At 46.5% G+C, this 17,222-nt stretch carries 17 protein-coding genes; 5 read left to right on the top strand and 12 right to left on the bottom strand.

All coding sequences use genetic code 11. The annotated features are described in order from the left end of the window. Nucleotides 1-33: 33 nt before the first annotated feature. The 8 genes from ACLU9Q_RS14080 to ACLU9Q_RS14045 form a co-directional block, all read right to left on the bottom strand. Nucleotides 34-1,296, bottom strand: a complete 1,263-nt coding sequence (locus ACLU9Q_RS14080) for an ABC transporter ATP-binding protein (RefSeq protein WP_296834573.1) — start codon at nt 1,294-1,296, stop codon at nt 34-36. A 136-nt stretch (nt 1,297-1,432) separates the two neighbouring features. Next, nucleotides 1,433-2,239: an ABC transporter permease gene (locus tag ACLU9Q_RS14075; protein WP_296834559.1), complete on the bottom strand. Its 807-nt coding sequence runs from the start codon at nt 2,237-2,239 to the stop codon at nt 1,433-1,435. Between the two features lie 4 nt (nt 2,240-2,243). Then, nucleotides 2,244-2,804, bottom strand: a complete 561-nt coding sequence (gene rfbC, locus ACLU9Q_RS14070; protein WP_296834561.1) for a dTDP-4-dehydrorhamnose 3,5-epimerase — start codon at nt 2,802-2,804, stop codon at nt 2,244-2,246. Between the two features lie 101 nt (nt 2,805-2,905). After that, nucleotides 2,906-3,775 carry a glucose-1-phosphate thymidylyltransferase RfbA gene (gene rfbA / locus ACLU9Q_RS14065; RefSeq protein ID WP_296834564.1) on the bottom strand — a complete coding sequence of 290 codons (870 nt, stop codon included), beginning with the start codon at nt 3,773-3,775 and terminating at the stop codon, nt 2,906-2,908. Nucleotides 3,776-3,814: 39 nt separating this feature from the next. Next, nucleotides 3,815-4,903 (bottom strand): dTDP-glucose 4,6-dehydratase, encoded by a 1,089-nt coding sequence (gene rfbB / locus ACLU9Q_RS14060; protein ID WP_296834566.1) that lies wholly within the window; start codon nt 4,901-4,903, stop codon nt 3,815-3,817. A gap of 83 nt (nt 4,904-4,986) precedes the next feature. Beyond that, entirely contained in the window at nt 4,987-5,928 is a 942-nt protein-coding gene (gene rfbD / locus ACLU9Q_RS14055; protein WP_302592365.1) for a dTDP-4-dehydrorhamnose reductase, read from the bottom strand. Between the two features lie 25 nt (nt 5,929-5,953). Further along, nucleotides 5,954-6,886, bottom strand: a complete 933-nt coding sequence (locus ACLU9Q_RS14050; RefSeq protein ID WP_296841227.1) for a glycosyltransferase family 2 protein — start codon at nt 6,884-6,886, stop codon at nt 5,954-5,956. Between the two features lie 338 nt (nt 6,887-7,224). Beyond that, on the bottom strand, nt 7,225-7,569 hold the full coding sequence (locus ACLU9Q_RS14045) for a sporulation initiation factor Spo0A C-terminal domain-containing protein (RefSeq protein ID WP_296841229.1): 345 nt from the start codon (nt 7,567-7,569) through the stop codon (nt 7,225-7,227). A gap of 224 nt (nt 7,570-7,793) precedes the next feature. Between ACLU9Q_RS14045 and ACLU9Q_RS14040 the strand changes: the two genes are divergently transcribed. The 3 genes from ACLU9Q_RS14040 to ACLU9Q_RS14030 are packed head-to-tail and all read left to right on the top strand — an operon-like array spanning nt 7,794 to nt 11,065. Further along, complete coding sequence (locus ACLU9Q_RS14040; protein WP_296906287.1) at nt 7,794-9,389, top strand: SIR2 family protein; 1,596 nt, start codon at nt 7,794-7,796, stop codon at nt 9,387-9,389. Further along, complete coding sequence (locus ACLU9Q_RS14035) at nt 9,344-10,909, top strand: tetratricopeptide repeat protein (RefSeq protein ID WP_296906285.1); 1,566 nt, start codon at nt 9,344-9,346, stop codon at nt 10,907-10,909. Before ACLU9Q_RS14040 ends, ACLU9Q_RS14035 begins: the two co-directional genes overlap by 46 nt. A 15-nt stretch (nt 10,910-10,924) precedes the next feature. Further along, nucleotides 10,925-11,065: a hypothetical protein gene (locus tag ACLU9Q_RS14030; RefSeq protein WP_296906282.1), complete on the top strand. Its 141-nt coding sequence runs from the start codon at nt 10,925-10,927 to the stop codon at nt 11,063-11,065. Between the two features lie 136 nt (nt 11,066-11,201). Here ACLU9Q_RS14030 and ACLU9Q_RS14025 read toward each other — a convergent pair whose 3' ends face one another. From ACLU9Q_RS14025 to ACLU9Q_RS14015, 3 genes are read right to left on the bottom strand one after another with little or no spacing between them, the layout of a single operon-like run. Further along, nucleotides 11,202-12,314 (bottom strand): DUF6273 domain-containing protein, encoded by a 1,113-nt coding sequence (locus tag ACLU9Q_RS14025; RefSeq protein WP_296835399.1) that lies wholly within the window; start codon nt 12,312-12,314, stop codon nt 11,202-11,204. A gap of 15 nt (nt 12,315-12,329) precedes the next feature. After that, complete coding sequence (locus ACLU9Q_RS14020) at nt 12,330-13,067, bottom strand: ABC transporter ATP-binding protein (protein WP_296835401.1); 738 nt, start codon at nt 13,065-13,067, stop codon at nt 12,330-12,332. Nucleotides 13,068-13,075: 8 nt separating this feature from the next. Continuing rightward, complete coding sequence (locus ACLU9Q_RS14015) at nt 13,076-13,852, bottom strand: ABC transporter permease (RefSeq protein WP_296835402.1); 777 nt, start codon at nt 13,850-13,852, stop codon at nt 13,076-13,078. 333 nt (nt 13,853-14,185) lie between these two features. Here ACLU9Q_RS14015 and ACLU9Q_RS14010 point away from each other — a divergent pair, with 333 nt between their 5' ends. Continuing rightward, nucleotides 14,186-15,172, top strand: coding sequence for an Rpn family recombination-promoting nuclease/putative transposase (locus ACLU9Q_RS14010; RefSeq protein ID WP_412625498.1), 987 nt, complete (start codon nt 14,186-14,188; stop codon nt 15,170-15,172). A gap of 210 nt (nt 15,173-15,382) precedes the next feature. On the opposite strand, the gene ACLU9Q_RS14005 is transcribed toward ACLU9Q_RS14010, so the two are convergent. Beyond that, complete coding sequence (locus ACLU9Q_RS14005) at nt 15,383-15,604, bottom strand: hypothetical protein (RefSeq protein WP_412625497.1); 222 nt, start codon at nt 15,602-15,604, stop codon at nt 15,383-15,385. 671 nt (nt 15,605-16,275) lie between these two features. Between ACLU9Q_RS14005 and ACLU9Q_RS14000 the strand changes: the two genes are divergently transcribed. After that, a complete protein-coding gene (locus ACLU9Q_RS14000) occupies nt 16,276-17,190 on the top strand; it encodes an Rpn family recombination-promoting nuclease/putative transposase (RefSeq protein WP_412625495.1) in 915 nt (304 codons plus the stop codon). Nucleotides 17,191-17,222: the final 32 nt, after the last annotated feature.

Raw genomic sequence — 17,222 nt, 5'->3', positions numbered from 1 at the left:
AAAAATCCCCCGCAAATGTGTTGGTTTCGTTTTCTACTTTCCGCCCGTCACCGTAACCTCCGAAAACAGATCAAAATAGCCGACCGCCTTCTTGTCCGTGATCACCGTCAGATTACACACGTCGTATAGCCGGTGGAAAACGGTAAATTCCCCCTGGTGATATCCCGTGCATCCCAGGCACAGCATATATTCCCCCGCCTCCAGCGGCATTTTCTGCGTAAATGTGATGGTCTGCTCATCGCCGCTTTTCTGCGGCTTCACCGGTATCTTTTCATACATCGTGTTTGTGCCGGTCAGCTCAGTTCCCTTCAGATCCTTGATGGTAAACGCGTAAACCGGCTCCGAAACGTCCCCCTGGTACTGCACCTTCATCATCACCTGGAATTCCTCGCCCTTCTCGATGGTGCCGCTCGCCCTGCCCTCGTGATCGTAGATGCAGAAATCCACAATGGAGGCAATGCCGTTTCCATATTCCAGCACCTTCGGATTCAGATGCAGATATTCCTTCTGCTTTTTCCCCGGAAGCTGCTTCTCCTGCCCGGATCCGCCCTGCGCGGTATCCTCCACCTGGTTCACCAGCACACGCCGGTAGAGATTCACCATCTCCTTGGCGCCGCCCTCGGCAAGCTTTGTCCCTTTATTTAAAAGCACCACGCGGTCGCAATATTTCCCGATGCTGCTCAGATCGTGGCTGACAAACAAGATGGTTCGTCCCTGCTCCTTAAATTCCTCGAATTTCCGGTAACACTTCGCCTGAAAAAACACATCGCCCACGGAAAGCGCCTCATCCACGATCAGGATTTCCGGGTCGATATTGATCGCAACGGCAAACGCCAGCCGTACAAACATACCGCTGGAATATGATTTCACCGGCTGATGGACAAAGTCGCCGATATCCGCAAATTCCAGAATATCCGAAAGCTTCGCGTCTATCTCTTCCTTTGAAAAGCCCATCATGGTGCCGTTCAGATAAATGTTTTCAATACCGGAATACTCCATATTGAACCCCGCTCCAAGCTCCAGAAGCGCGGAAATCCTGCCGTCCACCGCCACCTCACCCTGCGTGGAATTCAGCACGCCGGTAATAATTTTCAGTATCGTCGATTTCCCGGAACCGTTCGTCCCGATAATGCCCACAGTCTCGCCACGCTTCACATCAAAGGAGACGTCCCGCAGCGCATAGTGATCCTGTGCGTCAACCTTAAAGCCAAGCACTTCCTTCAGACGGTCGGAGGGCTTATTGTATAGTTTGTAAATCTTCGTCAGATTTTTCACCTGAATCGCAAATTCGCTCATTCGCCTTTCCCTTTCCGCGTTCTTCGCATCGCCGCAGAATTCATTTTCCTCACAGTCACGCTTCCCTGACATACTGCGCCTTTCCCGGTATCCGCCGTCTTTTTCCGGTGAAACGGGAGCTTTCTTTTTCCTGCATTTACAGCACATCTGCGAAATGCACCTGAAGTTTCCTGAACAGCTTTAACCCGAAATAAAATACCGCCAGCGTAAACAGCCAGAAATAAACCGTCAGCAGCGGATGCTGCCAGAAGCCGACATGATCGATCAGAGAATCCCGGAAGCCCTGTACGATATAGAAAAGCGGATTCAGCTTAAACAGCTTCACAATAATTCCGTCAAGCCCAAGGTCCTCAAACGCCCACATGATCGGCGTTGCCCAGATTCCGACCTGCAGCGCGATGTTGATGATCTGACCGAGGTCACGGAAAAACACCACCACCGAACTGGTAAAATAAGTGAGTCCGAGCACCAGCATAAACAGGCTGAAGCTGTAATATGCGATCTGCAAAGTGTACCATGTCGGCGGATAACCCATAAGGAGGTAAATGACAATTACCACCAGTATAAAAAATACATGCACAAACACTGCCGACAGCACCTTCACCAACGGCAGTATCCGAATGTTAAACACTACTTTTTTCACCAGATAATTATATTCCAGCAGTGCGTTCGTGCCGCCCATCAGCCCTTCCTGGAAAAAGAACCACGGCACCAGCCCCGCCATCAGCCAGAGTACAAACGGCACGCTGCGTTCCGCTCCGTTGCGAAGCGCCAGCCCAAACACAAACCAGTAGACGCAGACCGTGACAAGCGGCTGGATAAACGCCCAAATCGTGCCAAGATAGGAGCCTGCATACCGTTTCTTAAAGTCATTCTTCGCAAGAGAAGCAATCAGCCTGCGGCTCTGATAGATTTCCTTTATCAGCAATTCCTGTTTCTTCAATATATCACTCCCGTGCTTTGGTGTATTCCCGGATGCCGCCCCACTTCCAGTCTTTTTCCGAAATCGTCAGCTCCATCCCCTCCGGTATCGGCCAGGCAACGCCGATGTCGGGATCGTTCCACATAAGACCGCCCTCGTCGTTCGGGTGGTAAAAGTCTGTACATTTATAAGCAAACTCCGCATAATCCGAAAGCACCAGAAAGCCGTGCGCAAAATTTTTCGGTATGAAAAATTGCTTTTTATTTTCGGCGGAAAGAAGCTCGCCGTGCCATTTTCCATAGGTTGCAGACCCCGGACGCAGATCGACCGCCACGTCAAACACCTCGCCGGAAACCACCCGCACCAGCTTGTCCTGCGGAAAATTGATCTGAAAATGCAGTCCGCGCAGAACGCCCTTCTTCGAGGCGGACTGATTATCCTGCACAAATTCCATATCAATGCCGGCTGCCTTATAGTCGTTGTAATTATAGGTTTCCATAAAATAGCCGCGCTCATCCCCGAAAACCGTCGGTGTGATGACCTTTAAGCCTTCTATCTCACATGTTTCTACTGTTATCTTGCCCATTGTCCTATTCCTTAATCCTGTGTTTCTGCATATACATTCATACCGCCAGGCTTTCTGATTCCCAAAGCCCATCTCTTTCATCCCCAAAGGTGACATTCCGGCTACAGGCCCTGCGCCACTTCCATCAGATACTGTCCGTAAGGTGTTTTCAAAAGCGGCTCCGCCAGCTTTAAAAGCTGCTCTTTTGAGATAAAGCCCCTCTTGAAAGCAATCTCCTCAATGCAGGAAATGTATAACCCCTGCCGCTTCTGAAACGCCGCCACAAAATCCGCGGCATCAAGCAGAGAATCGTGGTTTCCGGTATCCAGCCACGCGAACCCCCGTCCGAGCGTCTCCACCTGCAAAGTACCGCGGCGAAGATATTCGTTGTTCACGCTGGTGATCTCGAGCTCTCCGCGCGCGCTCGGTTTTACATTCTTCGCGATCTCCACCACGTCATTATCATAGAAATAAAGCCCCGGAACCGCATAATTGCTCTTCGGATGCTCCGGCTTTTCCTCGATAGAAAGTGCTTTTCCGCTTTCATCAAACTCTACCACACCGTACGCCCGCGGATCGCGCACATAATAGCCGAAAATGGTCGCTCCCGTCTCGCGCGCCGCTACCGTCTGCAGCACACGCGAAAAGCTCTGACCATAGAAAATGTTATCGCCAAGAACGAGCGCCACCCGGTCATTTCCGATGAACTCTCTTCCTATTATAAAGGCGTCCGCCAGCCCGCGCGGCTCCTCCTGGATGGCGTAGCTGAACGAAAGTCCCAGCTGCTCGCCTGTCCCGAACAGCTCTTCAAACACTTTGATATCCCGCGGTGTGGAGATGATCAGAATCTCCCGGATGCCCGCAAGCATCAGCGTGGACAGCGGATAGTAAATCATCGGCTTATCGTAAACCGGCATGATCTGTTTTGAAATTGCTTTTGTGAGCGGATAAAGGCGCGTGCCGCTGCCGCCCGCAAGAATAATTCCCTTCATATTTTACTCCCTCCCGGTACTCCCCGAACGCCCTCTCACTTACGGATTTGCGTTCGAGTACATCTCGTCATAATATTTCTGGTAGTCTCCGCTGGTAACATTCTTCATCCACTCTTCGTTTTCAAAGAACCACTGGATCGTCCGGCGAATGCCATCCTCAAACATCGTCTCCGGTTCCCAGCCAAGCTCGCTGCGGATCTTGTCCGGCGCGATCGCATAGCGGCGGTCATGCCCCTTGCGGTCGGTGACATAAGTGATCAGATCCTCGCTCACAAGCGCTTTGCGCGGATCGCCCTCCGGCAGCATCTCCTGCAATGTATCCAAAATAATATGGATGATCTCGATATTCTGTTTTTCATTGTGACCGCCGATATTGTACGTCTCAAAAAGGCGCCCCTTCTCCTGCACCATGTCGATCCCCTTTGCGTGATCCTCCACGTACAGCCAGTCGCGCACATTTTTGCCGTCTCCATAAACAGGAAGCTTCTTTCCCTGCAGCGCATTGTTGATGATCAGCGGGATCAGCTTCTCCGGAAACTGATACGGTCCATAATTGTTGCTGCAATTTGTGATGTTTGCCGGGAATTTGTACGTATCCATGTAGGATTTCACCAGCATATCTGAAGATGCCTTGCTCGCAGAGTAGGGGCTGTGCGGATCGTAGGGCGTTGTCTCATAGAAATATTCCCCTTCGTTCTCCAGAGAACCGTACACCTCATCCGTGGAAACATGCAGGAACTTCTTGTCTGGCCTGAAGCTTCCGTCCGGCAGCTCCCATGCCGCCTTCGCCGCGTTCAGCATCACCAGCGTGCCGAGCACATTTGTGCGCACAAACACCTCCGGATTTTTAATGCTGCGGTCGACATGGCTCTCCGCCGCAAAATGTACCACGCGGTCGATATCATTTTCCTCGAAAATCTTTGTGATCGCCGCGCTGTCCGTGATATCCGCCTTTACAAACGTATAATTTTCACGCTTCTCCACATCACGCAGATTCTCCAGATTGCCCGCGTATGTCAGGCAGTCTACGTTGATAATGCGGATTTCGTTGTCATATTTCTTAAACATATAATGAATATAATTGGAACCGATAAAGCCTGCGCCCCCGGTAACAAGATACGTTCTCATGATTTTCCTCCGTTTTTAATGCTTCCTGTTCTTCTCTGCGTCCCCTGCGCCTTTTTCGTACTAACGCATTTCTCCCCGACTCATCATATCTCGATTGCCTGCAGATAGCGCTGCAGGGCGTCCTGCCAGGAAGGAAGCGGCGTAAAGCCATTTTCTTTTAGCTTGCTCTTATCCAGCCGGGAATTGAACGGGCGCTTCGCCTTTGACACGCCGTATTCCTCTGTCGTCACCGGGCACACCTTCACTCGCTCCTCGCTGTACTCATCGTGTCCCATCGCCTCCGCCTGGCGGAAAATTTCCTTCGTAAAATCATACCAGCTGATATAACCGCCCTCATTTGTCGCATGATAATAGCCGTATTTCTCCGTCTCGATCATATCCACCAGCAGCCTTGCAAGATCAAAGGTATAGGTCGGCGTGCCGATCTGGTCGTTCACCACACGGATCGTATCGCATTTTTTGCCGAGATTCAGCATCGTGCGGATAAAATTCTTTCCATTCACTCCAAATACCCAGGCGATGCGGACAATAAAATACTTCTGTAGCTGCTCCGCCACAGCAAGCTCGCCTTCAAGCTTCGTCTGCCCGTAAACATTCAGCGGCCTGTAATCCCTGCAGTCCGGCTCCCAGGGCTTTGTCCCCTGTCCGTCGAACACATAATCCGTGGAAAGATACAGCATTTTGCAGTCCAGCTTCCTGCACACGCGGGCAATATTTGCCGTCCCCGCCGCATTTACCAGCCGCACCTTCTCAACCTTGTCGTCGTCCTCCGCCAGATCGACCGCCGTCCATGCCGCGCAGTGCACCACCGCATCCGGTGCCGCCCCGGCAAGCGCCGTCTCCACTGCCGCCGCATCAGTAATATCAAGCTGCTCATACGGCATCTTCGTCACCGCGCTGCCATCTGCAATTCCGCTGTACTGCGGTGTGATATCGCTTCCGATACCTGCATGTCCGCGCTTCGCCAGCTCATTCATCACATCATGACCAAGCTGTCCGCCGACGCCTGTCACAAAAACTTTCATGTTTCTTCCTCCAAACATATCCGTCTTACTTTTCTATCCGGCTATCAATTTTCCTGGAAATCAAATAGCGCGGTCTGCCCTTTACTTCCTCATAAATCTTGGATATATAGTATCCAATAATACCAAGGCTTATCATAATAATGCTTCCTATAAATAAAATAAGAAGGATCACCGTCGTAAAGCCTTCCACTGCATGTCCCATGAAATACTTCACCAGGGTCTGTATCCCCAGTATGATACCGAGTAGAAATACCCCGATTCCGGCAAAGGTAACAAACTGCATGGGTGCGGAAGAAAATGCCACAATATTCGTAACAGCATACCTGATCAGCGCCCCGGTTGACCACTTTGACTCCCCTTCCGTGCGCTCCTGTACATCAAACTCCACCGAAGCCGAACGAAAACCAACCCAGGAGGACAATGCCCGGAAAAATGCATTGCGCTCCGGCATCTCCAGGATCGCGTCCACTGCCCGCCGGTCCATCAGCTTAAAATCTGACGCGCGTGACATATCGATCCCCACTGCCTTGGAGATAATCTTATAAAACATTCCCGCGCTCGCCCTGTGCAGCGCGCTCTCTTTTCCGCGTGTCCGCTTCACGCCCTCCACGACCTCGTAGCCCTGCTCCCAGAGACGGTACATCTCCACCAATGTTTCCGGCGGATGCTGAAGGTCGCAGTCCATCACAACGCAGCAGTCTCCCTTTGCGTTGGCAAGCCCGGCAAACATCGCCGCCTCTTTTCCAAAATTCCGCGAAAAATGAACCCCCGTGATATGCGGGTTTTCTTTCGCAGTCTCCTCGATCTGTCTCCAGGTCGCATCCTTCGAACCATCGTCCACAAATACCAGCTCATAAGAAATCCGGGCGTTCTCCAGCACCTTTCCTACCTCCTGCGCAGCCCGGACGATCATTTTTTCTTCGTTGTATGCCGGCAAAACAACAGACAGCATTTTCATAGCCAGCACTTCCCTTCTGTGTTTTCCATAAACTATTTCGAAAGCATTATACCACAGGATATGACGGTTTTCCACACAAAAAAATATTTTCACACAGCGTTATGTCGCCAGATATTATTTCAGCTTTGCAGGCTTGATATGAATCGTAACTTTTTGTTTTGAAATATTTTTATCAATTACTTGACATTTTAAATATCATATGATACTATTGTTTTAACGAATAAGAAATCTATTTAAAAGGTGAGCAGCGGAATTTGCGTAAAGAAAAGCGGCAAAATTGTATTTATCACCACAACTCTGCCGCTAGCTTCTTTTTCCCCGTATTGTCATTCTCCTGCTCAATCCGTTTTCGCCTCGTCTTCCAAAAGACGGACCATAATTCCGATAAATTCCTTCGGATACGGCTTTTGCTCTTCCCATGCAGCGCAGCCTGTCCATTCAATAAGCCGTTCTTTGCCTCCGTTTTCCCAGAAACGGTCGCGAAGCGTACGGATATTTTTATTTACATTTGAAACAGTCGTATGATTTTTCTCTGCAATGGGCGCGTAGATTTCCTTGCATACATCTGTCAGACGATCCGGCTCTTTCGCTGCCAGATCTACCGCCTGCACAAAATAAGAATATCCTTTATAATGCTGGAATGCTCCCACACTATAGAGCAGATCTTCGATCTTATCTTTCATAATGCACCTCTCCTTTGTAAAAATTTTCTTTTATCTTACGGATAATTGGCATATATTTCCATACTTTAGCCTTTATTAAACTTTTATAGACTTAAAATACTTTTATGCCGCTGCTACCTTATTTGGTAGGCATTTTGTAACAGTACGCTTTATAATAAATATAAAATGTAAAGAAATTCAATGCCCACAGTTAGTTTATACTAAAAACGTGTCAGAGGAAACAGATGGATTTTAATTACAATAATAAAGAAAATTTACGAGATCTTGCACAAAAAATTCGCAGGGAGCAGGTCATCCCTTTTTTCGGTGCCGGCATTTCTGCTGCCATATTTCCTACATGGCCAAAATATATTGAATGCCTGATTGAACCGGGCGACGAAAAGACTTGTGCTTATGTACAGGAGCAGCTCGGAAAGCCGGTCTGCAATTATGAGGCAGTTCTTCAATTTCTCCAGGAGGAATATGGAAGGGCTTTTTTTGATAAGACACAAACTATTTTTGACAGCCGGAAAATCTCTCCGGACAAATTAAATCCGGCAGTTTTTGAGTTACCGCGTCTTTTCCACGGTCCCATAATTACAACAAATCTGGATCAGGTACTGGAATGGCTATACCGAAGAAGCGGCACCGCGCTCACAGTAGGTCTGTCAAAAGAAGTCGGCTTTATCCAGGACCGCATGGTACAGTCAGCGCCATGTCTCTGGAAGATTCACGGTGATATAGATAAAAAAGATTCCTGGGTACTGACACAGGAGCAATATGATGCCCTGTACAGGGACACAGACGATTCTTTCATGGAATTATTTTCTGTTTTCCTTAAATATAAGATGCTGCTGTTTATTGGCGCAAGCCTGAGATCAGATAAAGTTGTTGGTCTTTTAGAAAATTTATTTAAACGTGAGCCTAACATCTGCCATTATGCCATACTGGAAGCCCCCACTGATGAAGCCCTGTTTATCGCTGAGCAGAAAAGGGTATGGAAGCTTGGCGTAAAACCAATCTGGTATACCGTAAAAGGCAATGACTATTCCGGGTTTTATCAGATCCTGCATGAGCTGGCAGAACTTGCCGGGGTCCGCTTTTGCCACTCTTATTTGCCGGAAGGAATTTTTACACAGCTCATCGGAACCATTGGACGCGATTCGGAATTACAGCAAATTACGGATGCATTTTCCAGATCTCCATTTGTCATACTCAGCGGAGCAAACGGGATCGGCAAGACTCACCTTGCTCTCCGTCATTGCCGCGAGGCTGCACAGGAGGATATCATTTTCCTGAACTGTACCACCGAAGAAAATTTTCAGCAGAGTCTCTATGATTTCCTAAAATGGAACGGCAGCCTGTTTTCTGATACCGTCCGAATTATACCAAGAGATTACCGTGCTCTGTTTTCTGAGGCACTCCGTCAAAGGAGCCATTATCTTGTCGTTTTCGATAATGCAGCAGATGATGAGATTTTTGATTACATTGCATCGCTTCCGGAATCGGGACGCTATCTGATCACCACCCGCCGCAGCAATCTGTTCAAAGCCGGTATGCATGTTATCAGTCTCCGCGGTCTCTCGGATACAGAAGCATATCATCTTTTTATAAACAGGAATCCTGATCTGCAGAGTAAATTGGATATAGATATTTTGTCTCAATTAAATCATTATTGCGGCGGGAATCCGCTGCAGCTGAATCAGGCTGTTTCTTATATCACGGAAACAGGCGAAGATATTGAGCACTATTTCCATGAAATTGTTCAGGCGGAAAAAAAAACGGAATATGGGACGTGTTTCAAAAAATCTATCTCCATCTGCAGGAACACGCCAAAGTAGATCAGCAATATAAAGATGCGCTTTGCCTGCTGTACTGGTGTTCTATCCTGAATCCCGACTATATCCAGGCGCCATATTTGATGCAGTTGACCGGATTTACACGCGAGCGCTTTAATGACGGAATGAGGATTATCCGCAGCTTTTCTCTGGTCGATAAAGAATATAGTTCCTCTATGTCAATAAACCAGATGACTCAGAGTAACATAAGCCGGGTATTTCCCCGGGATGCCAAACATACCTACCTGAAAAAACTGTCCAGGATGCTGCAGGATGAATTATTGTCCGTTGTTCCCGGCTCATATGCCCTTTTTCAGCACAGAGACGCCATTATGCATACTCACTGGCTTCTCTCAAATTTCAGTGATATTCGTTTTACCAACGCAGAGACCACAGGCTCTCTGTATGTCATATGCGGCGAATATCACCTTCGCATCGGTAATCTTAATACTGCGCAGCAATATCTGAAACAGGTTGCAGATAACAGCGCTTACAGTGAGGAGCTTCATCTATCCGCTTCTCTGGCTCTTGCATCTTTATACGAAACAAAAAGGGATTATCCGTATGTCCGGCAGATGTTGGACAGCATAAAACCTCCCGCCGCAATGCTAAAAGCTTGTTTTCCCATACGCTATTTCCATTTCCGGCTGACAGAAGCATACCTGTATGAAGATCTTGAAATTGCAGCCATGTGTGAGCAGGCAGCAAAAGAAGCAGCCGCACAGCTCGAAAATATGAAAAAGGAGGGGTTATCAGAAGAAGAAATACTTGAGTATCAGATGGAGCTTGGCAACATCAAAGGACATATCCTGTATCAAAAAGGAGATTATACTGCCGCAGAGAAGCAGTATCGAGATATTACGGAATCATCTCTGACAAAAGTACCTGCTTATGCACATGCAAAAGTCAATCTTGGACGCCTTCAGATCGAGCTGTCTGAGAGTAACGAAGATACTTTAAGATCGCTTGAAGAGGCAGCAGCTTTACTTACGGAATTATACGGCAAAACGCCTCATCCCGATATTGCCTTTGCGTCAAATGGTCTCGGTTGGTACTATAGCAGCTGTACCGGTCAGGAGTGCGCCAAAGAAGCCGCCCGGCAGCTTCACAAATCATTAGATATCGTTTTAAACCAGCTTAAACTGAAAAATCATGTACTGGTTTCCCTGAACTACACTTTGCTTGCAAAGCTGCACTGGCAAATGTCAGAAAATGCGGTGGAAAAAGGAGAAAAAACTGAGCACTACAAAAAGGTGGATCAATATTGCAATGAAGGTCTTAAAGCTATCGAGCATTCCATGATCCCATCGGAAAGAACAGTATTGGTTCCGCCTCTGTTGTACTATAAATTCACTGCTCTTTGCTACCTTAGAAGATTCAGCGAGATATCGCAGAGCTCCCGGGAAACAAAACAGCTTCTTTCCAAAATAGAAACACCAGGGAACCGCTCCCAGTGCCGGCTCATCCGTGTTTTGCTGCTGTATGCAAAATTAAAGTGTTTAATATCTAAAATAAAAAAATAATCGAGGAGGAAACATATGAATATTAATGACCTTAACCGTATAACAAACAGCCCGTCCTTTCGTGGTGGTATATCGAATCTTATCAAAAAAGCGGGGGAAGTGATTGTAAAAGAAGCGCCCAAAGTAATTGAGACTATTGCTAAAACAATTAAATAATTTTTTTAAATCTTATCAAAGCCAGAACATGGGAGCATATCCATTTAAACGGCTGGAATCAGCAATATAATATTGCTGATTCCAGCCGTTTCGACTATAACTTCAAAGTATTCCGACATCCGATATTTAACATCCCTTATTTTACCGATACCCTGATCACCGGGCAGATGTCAAACTTGTCCCAATCTACCGGACACCCATATTCCATTACCGCATGATCCGAGCTTACATAGGCAACCGTGTCCTTTGCATTGCCCGGCGTCCGCAGCAGCCAGTTCAGATTTATCGAAGCTATCTCCTCCGCGTATTTCTGCGCCTCTTCTGCACTCAAAAGATACACATAATCCTGCGTATCCGCCCCTCCGTCAATTCCGTATGGATTGCTTCCCTCATTCTTTACATCTGTCAGCAGGATCCTGGCCTTTTCTTCCTCCGTAAAGTCCTCCAGAAATGTGCCGTTCAGCCATGGCCGCAGCGAACAGTTCTCCCATGTCACATCTTCATCGTTTTCATGGTAGGCAACCTCTGTAAGCTCTTTGACCTTCCCGGAGTGAGCCGCGATCAGGATCATCGCCTCATCATCCTTCTCCAGGACCTTCCAGGTATATGGTCCAAAAACAGCCTCCGCACCAACCTTTGCCTTCGATAGATTCTTCAATCCCTCCGCCCGCTTACGCTCAGCTATTTTTTCTTTGCACAGCGAAACTTTTTCCTCACTGTCACGATATCCTTCCAGGCCATCCAATATCTCCTGCGCTGCGGAAAAGTCCTCCTGCTCCATCAGAGCAAGCGCCTGGTTATATTTTCGCTGCGGCGAAAAAAGAAATGCGGCAGCACAAATAATCAAAATCCCCAATCCGGCAATAACCAGCATATTTTTAATGCCGGATTTTTGACTGCTCTTCTTGTTCTTCTGCCGGCATTGCTCTGCAAGCGCGTCGGCATCCTTATATCCACTGATCCGCTCAAACAAATCGATCGCCAGCTTCCGGTCTATCGAGGAATGCGCCTGCTGCATCCGATCGCATGCCTTTACATATAACTGCTCTTTGCCATTTTGCTCCGTCTCTTCCGCTTTTCGCAGATATTCTTTTGCTAATGCCGGGGCATCCTTATAGTCCCCGGCCGCTTTCATCTCCGAAGCCGCAGTACGGTATGTCTCTGCAATATCCCGGTATTGAATCAGCACATCCAGGATTTCCAATTCATTTTTCGCATTTTCGTAATGCGTCTCTGGTGAAACTCCCATACTATCTCCTCACTTCTATCTGGTTTTCTTCTCGTAGATTTTTGACACCTTTGCCGTATCTCCGTAAGCGATCATCTGTCCATGCTCCAGTATCATCGCCTTATCACACAGGCGCTGAACCTGCTCCAGCGAATGCGATACAAACAGAACCGTTACGCCCTTATCAAACATTTCCATGACTCTTCTTTCACTCTTCTTACGGAATTTTGCATCTCCTACGGATAAAACCTCGTCCAGGATCAAAATATCCGGTTCTACAACTGTGGCAATCGAAAACCCGAGCCTTGCGCGCATACCGGAAGAATAGTTTTTCAGCGGAACATCAATAAATTTATTCAGCTCCGAAAATTCTACTATTTCATCATATTTCTCTTCCAGAAATTCACGCGAAAATCCCAGAACCGAACCATACAAAAATATATTCTCCGCCCCGGTATACTGCATATCAAATCCGGCGCCAAGCTCCAGCATCGGCGCAATCTTTCCATGCTTCTCCACGGTACCCACCGTCGGCTTATATACCCCGGCAATAATCTTCAGGAGCGTACTTTTTCCAGCACCGTTCAATCCCAGGATTCCAAGGCGCTCTCCCTTTTTCAGTTCAAACGAAATATCCCGCAGCGCCCAAAATTCATCATATTTAATCTCTTTTTTCAGAAGCTTGATCACATATTCCTTTAAGTTATCCGTTTTCTCACTGCTGAGATTAAAACGGATGCTGACATCATTAACCTTTATCGCAGTATTACTCATCTTTTCTCCTAGATATGCAGAACAAATCTGTCCTGTTTTTTATAAAATACCCCAAAGCCAATCACCAGAGCGGCAATAGCAAACCCAAAGGAATACAGCAAATATCCGGTATTCATCGGGGAACCAAATACAGCCGAACGGAAGTTATCAATAATACAGTACAGCGGATTATACTTCAATATGAAGCTGTATCCCGACTCAAGCAGTCTCTCCGGATAATAGAAAATCGCACACATATACATAATCAGCATAAGCGCAACATTCCAGATATACTCCAGATCCCGGAAGAACACAGAAAATGTGCCTAAAATCATGCCGATCCCCAGAGATAGCAGGAACAGGTTCAGCAGCGGCACTACCGCCTGAAGAAGGTACCATGTCGGATAAACTCCAACTACCAGCGCAACGATAAACAAAACTACCAGCGACAGCAGAAATATCACATAGTTGAAGATCACGCTGGAAAGCGGATACAGGTACTTTGGAACATAAACCTTTTTGATCATTGCACTGTTTGAACGTATCGAACGCATCGCCGCCTTCGTGGAATCCGAAAACATAGAATATAACAGCCTGCCGGTCAGAATATATACCGGAAACGTCTCCGACTTGTTTCCAAGCAGCGTACCAAATACAATCGTAAGCACGATCATCGTCAGAAGCGGCTCGATCAGCGTCCATATAATTCCAAGATAGGAACGCCTGTATTTTAATTTAATCCCCTTTTTTACTAATTCCATGAGCAGGAAACGGTATTTCAAAAATCCTGCAATTACTTTTTTCATAACCAGAGTTCCTCCGCCTATTCATCATATTCCGGGCGTTTGTCCCGGAAAACGGTCATACGCGTATTATAATATTAATCAAATAAGATGTCAACGTCTGGCAATTCCCAATTTCGGCCGTCTGGCAATTCCCAATTTCGGCCGCTTACAGGCACGCACTGTCCCCTATATCTTCATTTTTCATGTTCTCCCATGTTTCTATATATCTTATGATAATTATTTTTTATATATTGACTTTTTATTATTTTTATGATACTATTTTCGTACTAAGATTTTTAATACGCTTCAACCACAGTTTCCTGTTACTTTTCATCTGCATAAAGGAGTATCCCTATGACAAATAAATTCGACTATCTAAATCATGCATCCGGTCCGATCCGATACGGCCTGACCAACGATTATATGTTCCGCGCAGTGCTGCAGGAGAGTAATGAAACGCTCAAACTTCTGCTGTCCGCCCTGCTTCCGATTCCCTATGAAGAAATTATAGAATGTGTCATCACAAATCCGATCATACTCGGAGAATCCATTGACGATAAGACCTGTATCATGGATGTGCGTGTAAAACTGAACAACAACCGTTTGATCAACCTGGAGATGCAGATGGGGCATCTCGATAACTGGTGCAACCGCGCGCTTTTCTATCTCTGCCGCCTTTTCTGCAACATAAAGAGCGGACAGGATTACAGCCAGCTTCTTCCTGCCATCCATATCGGTATCCTGTCCGATCCGCCCTTCTCTGATATGGACGATTTTTACAGTGAATACCTGCTCACAAACACACGCCATCCCCATATTTTCAGTAGAAATTTTTCTCTGCGTATGTTAAACTTAAATCAGTTAGAAAACGCAACGGAAAATGAGCGTGTCTCAGAGCTTTATCACTGGGCATGCCTCTTCAGAGCAAAAACATGGGAGGATATCCGCATGATCGCTGAAAACAACAACGCTATCCGGGAAGCTGCCAGTCATCTTAAGATACTTTCCGAAAAAGAAAAAATCCAACAGCAGGCAGAAAGCAGAGAACGCTATTTTATGGATATGAGCTGCTCCAGAAATGAAGGTATTGCGGAGGGTTACAGCAAAGGCTCTGCTGAAGGCTATTCCAGAGGTTCTGCTGAAGGCTATTCCAAAGGTTCCGCTGAAGGCTATTCCAAAGGTTCCGCTGAAGGCTATTCCAAAGGCTCTGCAGATGCGCAAAAAGCTGCTACCCAGCTTGCTCTTCTCCTGGTGCAGGATAGACGTATCGCTGATCTGGAACGTATTGCCTCTGATCCAGTTTATTATCAGAGACTTTTGAAAGAATATGGGCTGGACTAACTATCAAATGTCATAATGCTGGAATTTCTTCCCTGATCCGCCAATTTGCCTGATGATTACCTACTTACCTCGCAAAGAATGCCGATTCGTGTGGATACTATCAAATAGTTAATGCTAACCTATGAACATAAAAATACCTCCTGTGGCCAAATCGTCAGTCTCTCAGTGATCCAAACCACAGGGGGCATCTACATTTCTACCATTTATTTCTTACCTTGCCGCAGACGGTTTCTCGGAGAGCCCTCTTCTCACCATCTCCGAAGCGCCTTTTACAACCTTTGCTATCTTTTCTACCGGAAAGTTCATGATAGCAAGCTTGTAGGCGGTTTCCTTCGCCTTTTTCATCTCGCCTCTTGCTTCTCCTACCACTTCTCCCTCTCTCTGTACTTCCATCATTTCATCTTTCATTAATGTTTTCATCGTTTCACACATCTCTGGAAACTCCTTTTCAATTCATTATACAGATCATAATTTACCGACACACTCACCTGCAGGATCGCATCCACATTAATAAAATCGCCCTGATCGGTAAGCTTACGGGCATCCTATATAAACACCCTGGCGTCTTCTTCCAGCGCATCCTCTGAAAGAACCCTTAAACTCCTGTGCCTTTTATGGTCAAGCTCCTTTGTCACAACGATCTGTGCCGGGAGATGAAGTCCATTCACATAATATACGCCTTCAAACCTCTTTTCAACCGTAAATAAATCCGTATTGCACCAGGCTCCGAAACAGTCCTTCCGGCTTTCCCTCCCGGACCACCGAAACCGTCAACAAGTCATCATTCAGCTTTTCAGCCAAAAGAAGATTAACTATTTAATTGAATTTTACTCATTGCAAGCGCAAGTGGATAGAATTTTCAGAAAATTATTTCGATGTCTATGTACCTTATCCGGCAATTCCTAATTTCGGCCGCTTACAGGCACGCACTGTCCCTATATCTTCATTTTTCATGTTCTCCCATATTTCTATATATCTTATGATAATTATTTTTTATATATTGACTTTTTATTATTTTTATGATACTATTTTCGTACTAAGATTTTTAATACGCTTCAACCACAGTTTCCTGTTACTTTTCATCTGCATAAAGGAGTATCCCTATGACAAATAAATTCGACTATCTAAATCATGCATCCGGTCCGATCCGATACGGCCTGACCAACGATTATATGTTCCGCGCAGTGCTGCAGGAGAGTAATGAAACGCTCAAACTTCTGCTGTCCGCCCTGCTTCCGATTCCCTATGAAGAAATTATAGAATGTGTCATCACAAATCCGATCATACTCGGAGAATCCATTGACGATAAGACCTGTATCATGGATGTGCGTGTAAAACTGAACAACAACCGTTTGATCAACCTGGAGATGCAGATGGGGCATCTCGATAACTGGTGCAACCGCGCGCTTTTCTATCTCTGCCGCCTTTTCTGCAACATAAAGAGCGGACAGGATTACAGCCAGCTTCTTCCTGCCATCCATATCGGTATCCTGTCCGATCCGCCCTTCTCTGATATGGACGATTTTTACAGTGAATACCTGCTCACAAACACACGCCATCCCCATATTTTCAGTAGAAATTTTTCTCTGCGTATGTTAAACTTAAATCAGTTAGAAAACGCAACGGAAAATGAGCGTGTCTCAGAGCTTTATCACTGGGCATGCCTCTTCAGAGCAAAAACATGGGAGGATATCCGCATGATCGCTGAAAACAACAACGCTATCCGGGAAGCTGCCAGTCATCTTAAGATACTTTCCGAAAAAGAAAAAATCCAACAGCAGGCAGAAAGCAGAGAACGCTATTTTATGGATATGAGCTGCTCCAGAAATGAAGGTATTGCGGAGGGTTACAGCAAAGGCTCTGCTGAAGGCTATTCCAAAGGCTCTGCAGATGCACAAAAAGCTGCCACCCAGCTTTCTCTGTGCCTGGTACAGGATGGACGTATCGCTGATCTGGAACGTATTGCCTCCGATCCAGTTTATTATCAGGAACTTTTGAAAGAATATGGGCTGGACTGAACATCACAACCACACGCCATCATCATATTTTC

Origin of the sequence: Marvinbryantia sp. (assembly GCF_047017445.1) — a bacterium.
In the GTDB taxonomy this organism is placed as follows: domain Bacteria; phylum Bacillota; class Clostridia; order Lachnospirales; family Lachnospiraceae; genus Marvinbryantia.
The sequence above is the reverse complement of the archived record's forward strand: the minus strand, read 5'-3'. Positions and strand labels throughout refer to the sequence as shown.

What these genes read in the sequence shown, in the direction of transcription:
- ACLU9Q_RS14015 (WP_296835402.1), bottom strand. Translation starts at nt 13,852, where the DNA reads ATGAAAAAAGTAATTGCAGGATTTTTGAAATACCGTTTCCTGCTCATG.
- rfbA (WP_296834564.1), bottom strand. Translation starts at nt 3,775, where the DNA reads ATGAAGGGAATTATTCTTGCGGGCGGCAGCGGCACGCGCCTTTATCCG.
- ACLU9Q_RS14005 (WP_412625497.1), bottom strand. Translation starts at nt 15,604, where the DNA reads ATGTGTGAAACGATGAAAACATTAATGAAAGATGAAATGATGGAAGTA.
- ACLU9Q_RS14000 (WP_412625495.1), top strand. Translation starts at nt 16,276, where the DNA reads ATGACAAATAAATTCGACTATCTAAATCATGCATCCGGTCCGATCCGA.
- ACLU9Q_RS14010 (WP_412625498.1), top strand. Translation starts at nt 14,186, where the DNA reads ATGACAAATAAATTCGACTATCTAAATCATGCATCCGGTCCGATCCGA.
- rfbB (WP_296834566.1), bottom strand. Translation starts at nt 4,903, where the DNA reads ATGAGAACGTATCTTGTTACCGGGGGCGCAGGCTTTATCGGTTCCAAT.
- rfbD (WP_302592365.1), bottom strand. Translation starts at nt 5,928, where the DNA reads ATGAAAGTTTTTGTGACAGGCGTCGGCGGACAGCTTGGTCATGATGTG.
- rfbC (WP_296834561.1), bottom strand. Translation starts at nt 2,804, where the DNA reads ATGGGCAAGATAACAGTAGAAACATGTGAGATAGAAGGCTTAAAGGTC.
- ACLU9Q_RS14040 (WP_296906287.1), top strand. Translation starts at nt 7,794, where the DNA reads ATGGATTTTAATTACAATAATAAAGAAAATTTACGAGATCTTGCACAA.
- ACLU9Q_RS14025 (WP_296835399.1), bottom strand. Translation starts at nt 12,314, where the DNA reads ATGGGAGTTTCACCAGAGACGCATTACGAAAATGCGAAAAATGAATTG.
- ACLU9Q_RS14080 (WP_296834573.1), bottom strand. Translation starts at nt 1,296, where the DNA reads ATGAGCGAATTTGCGATTCAGGTGAAAAATCTGACGAAGATTTACAAA.
- ACLU9Q_RS14030 (WP_296906282.1), top strand. Translation starts at nt 10,925, where the DNA reads ATGAATATTAATGACCTTAACCGTATAACAAACAGCCCGTCCTTTCGT.
- ACLU9Q_RS14045 (WP_296841229.1), bottom strand. Translation starts at nt 7,569, where the DNA reads ATGAAAGATAAGATCGAAGATCTGCTCTATAGTGTGGGAGCATTCCAG.
- ACLU9Q_RS14020 (WP_296835401.1), bottom strand. Translation starts at nt 13,067, where the DNA reads ATGAGTAATACTGCGATAAAGGTTAATGATGTCAGCATCCGTTTTAAT.
- ACLU9Q_RS14050 (WP_296841227.1), bottom strand. Translation starts at nt 6,886, where the DNA reads ATGAAAATGCTGTCTGTTGTTTTGCCGGCATACAACGAAGAAAAAATG.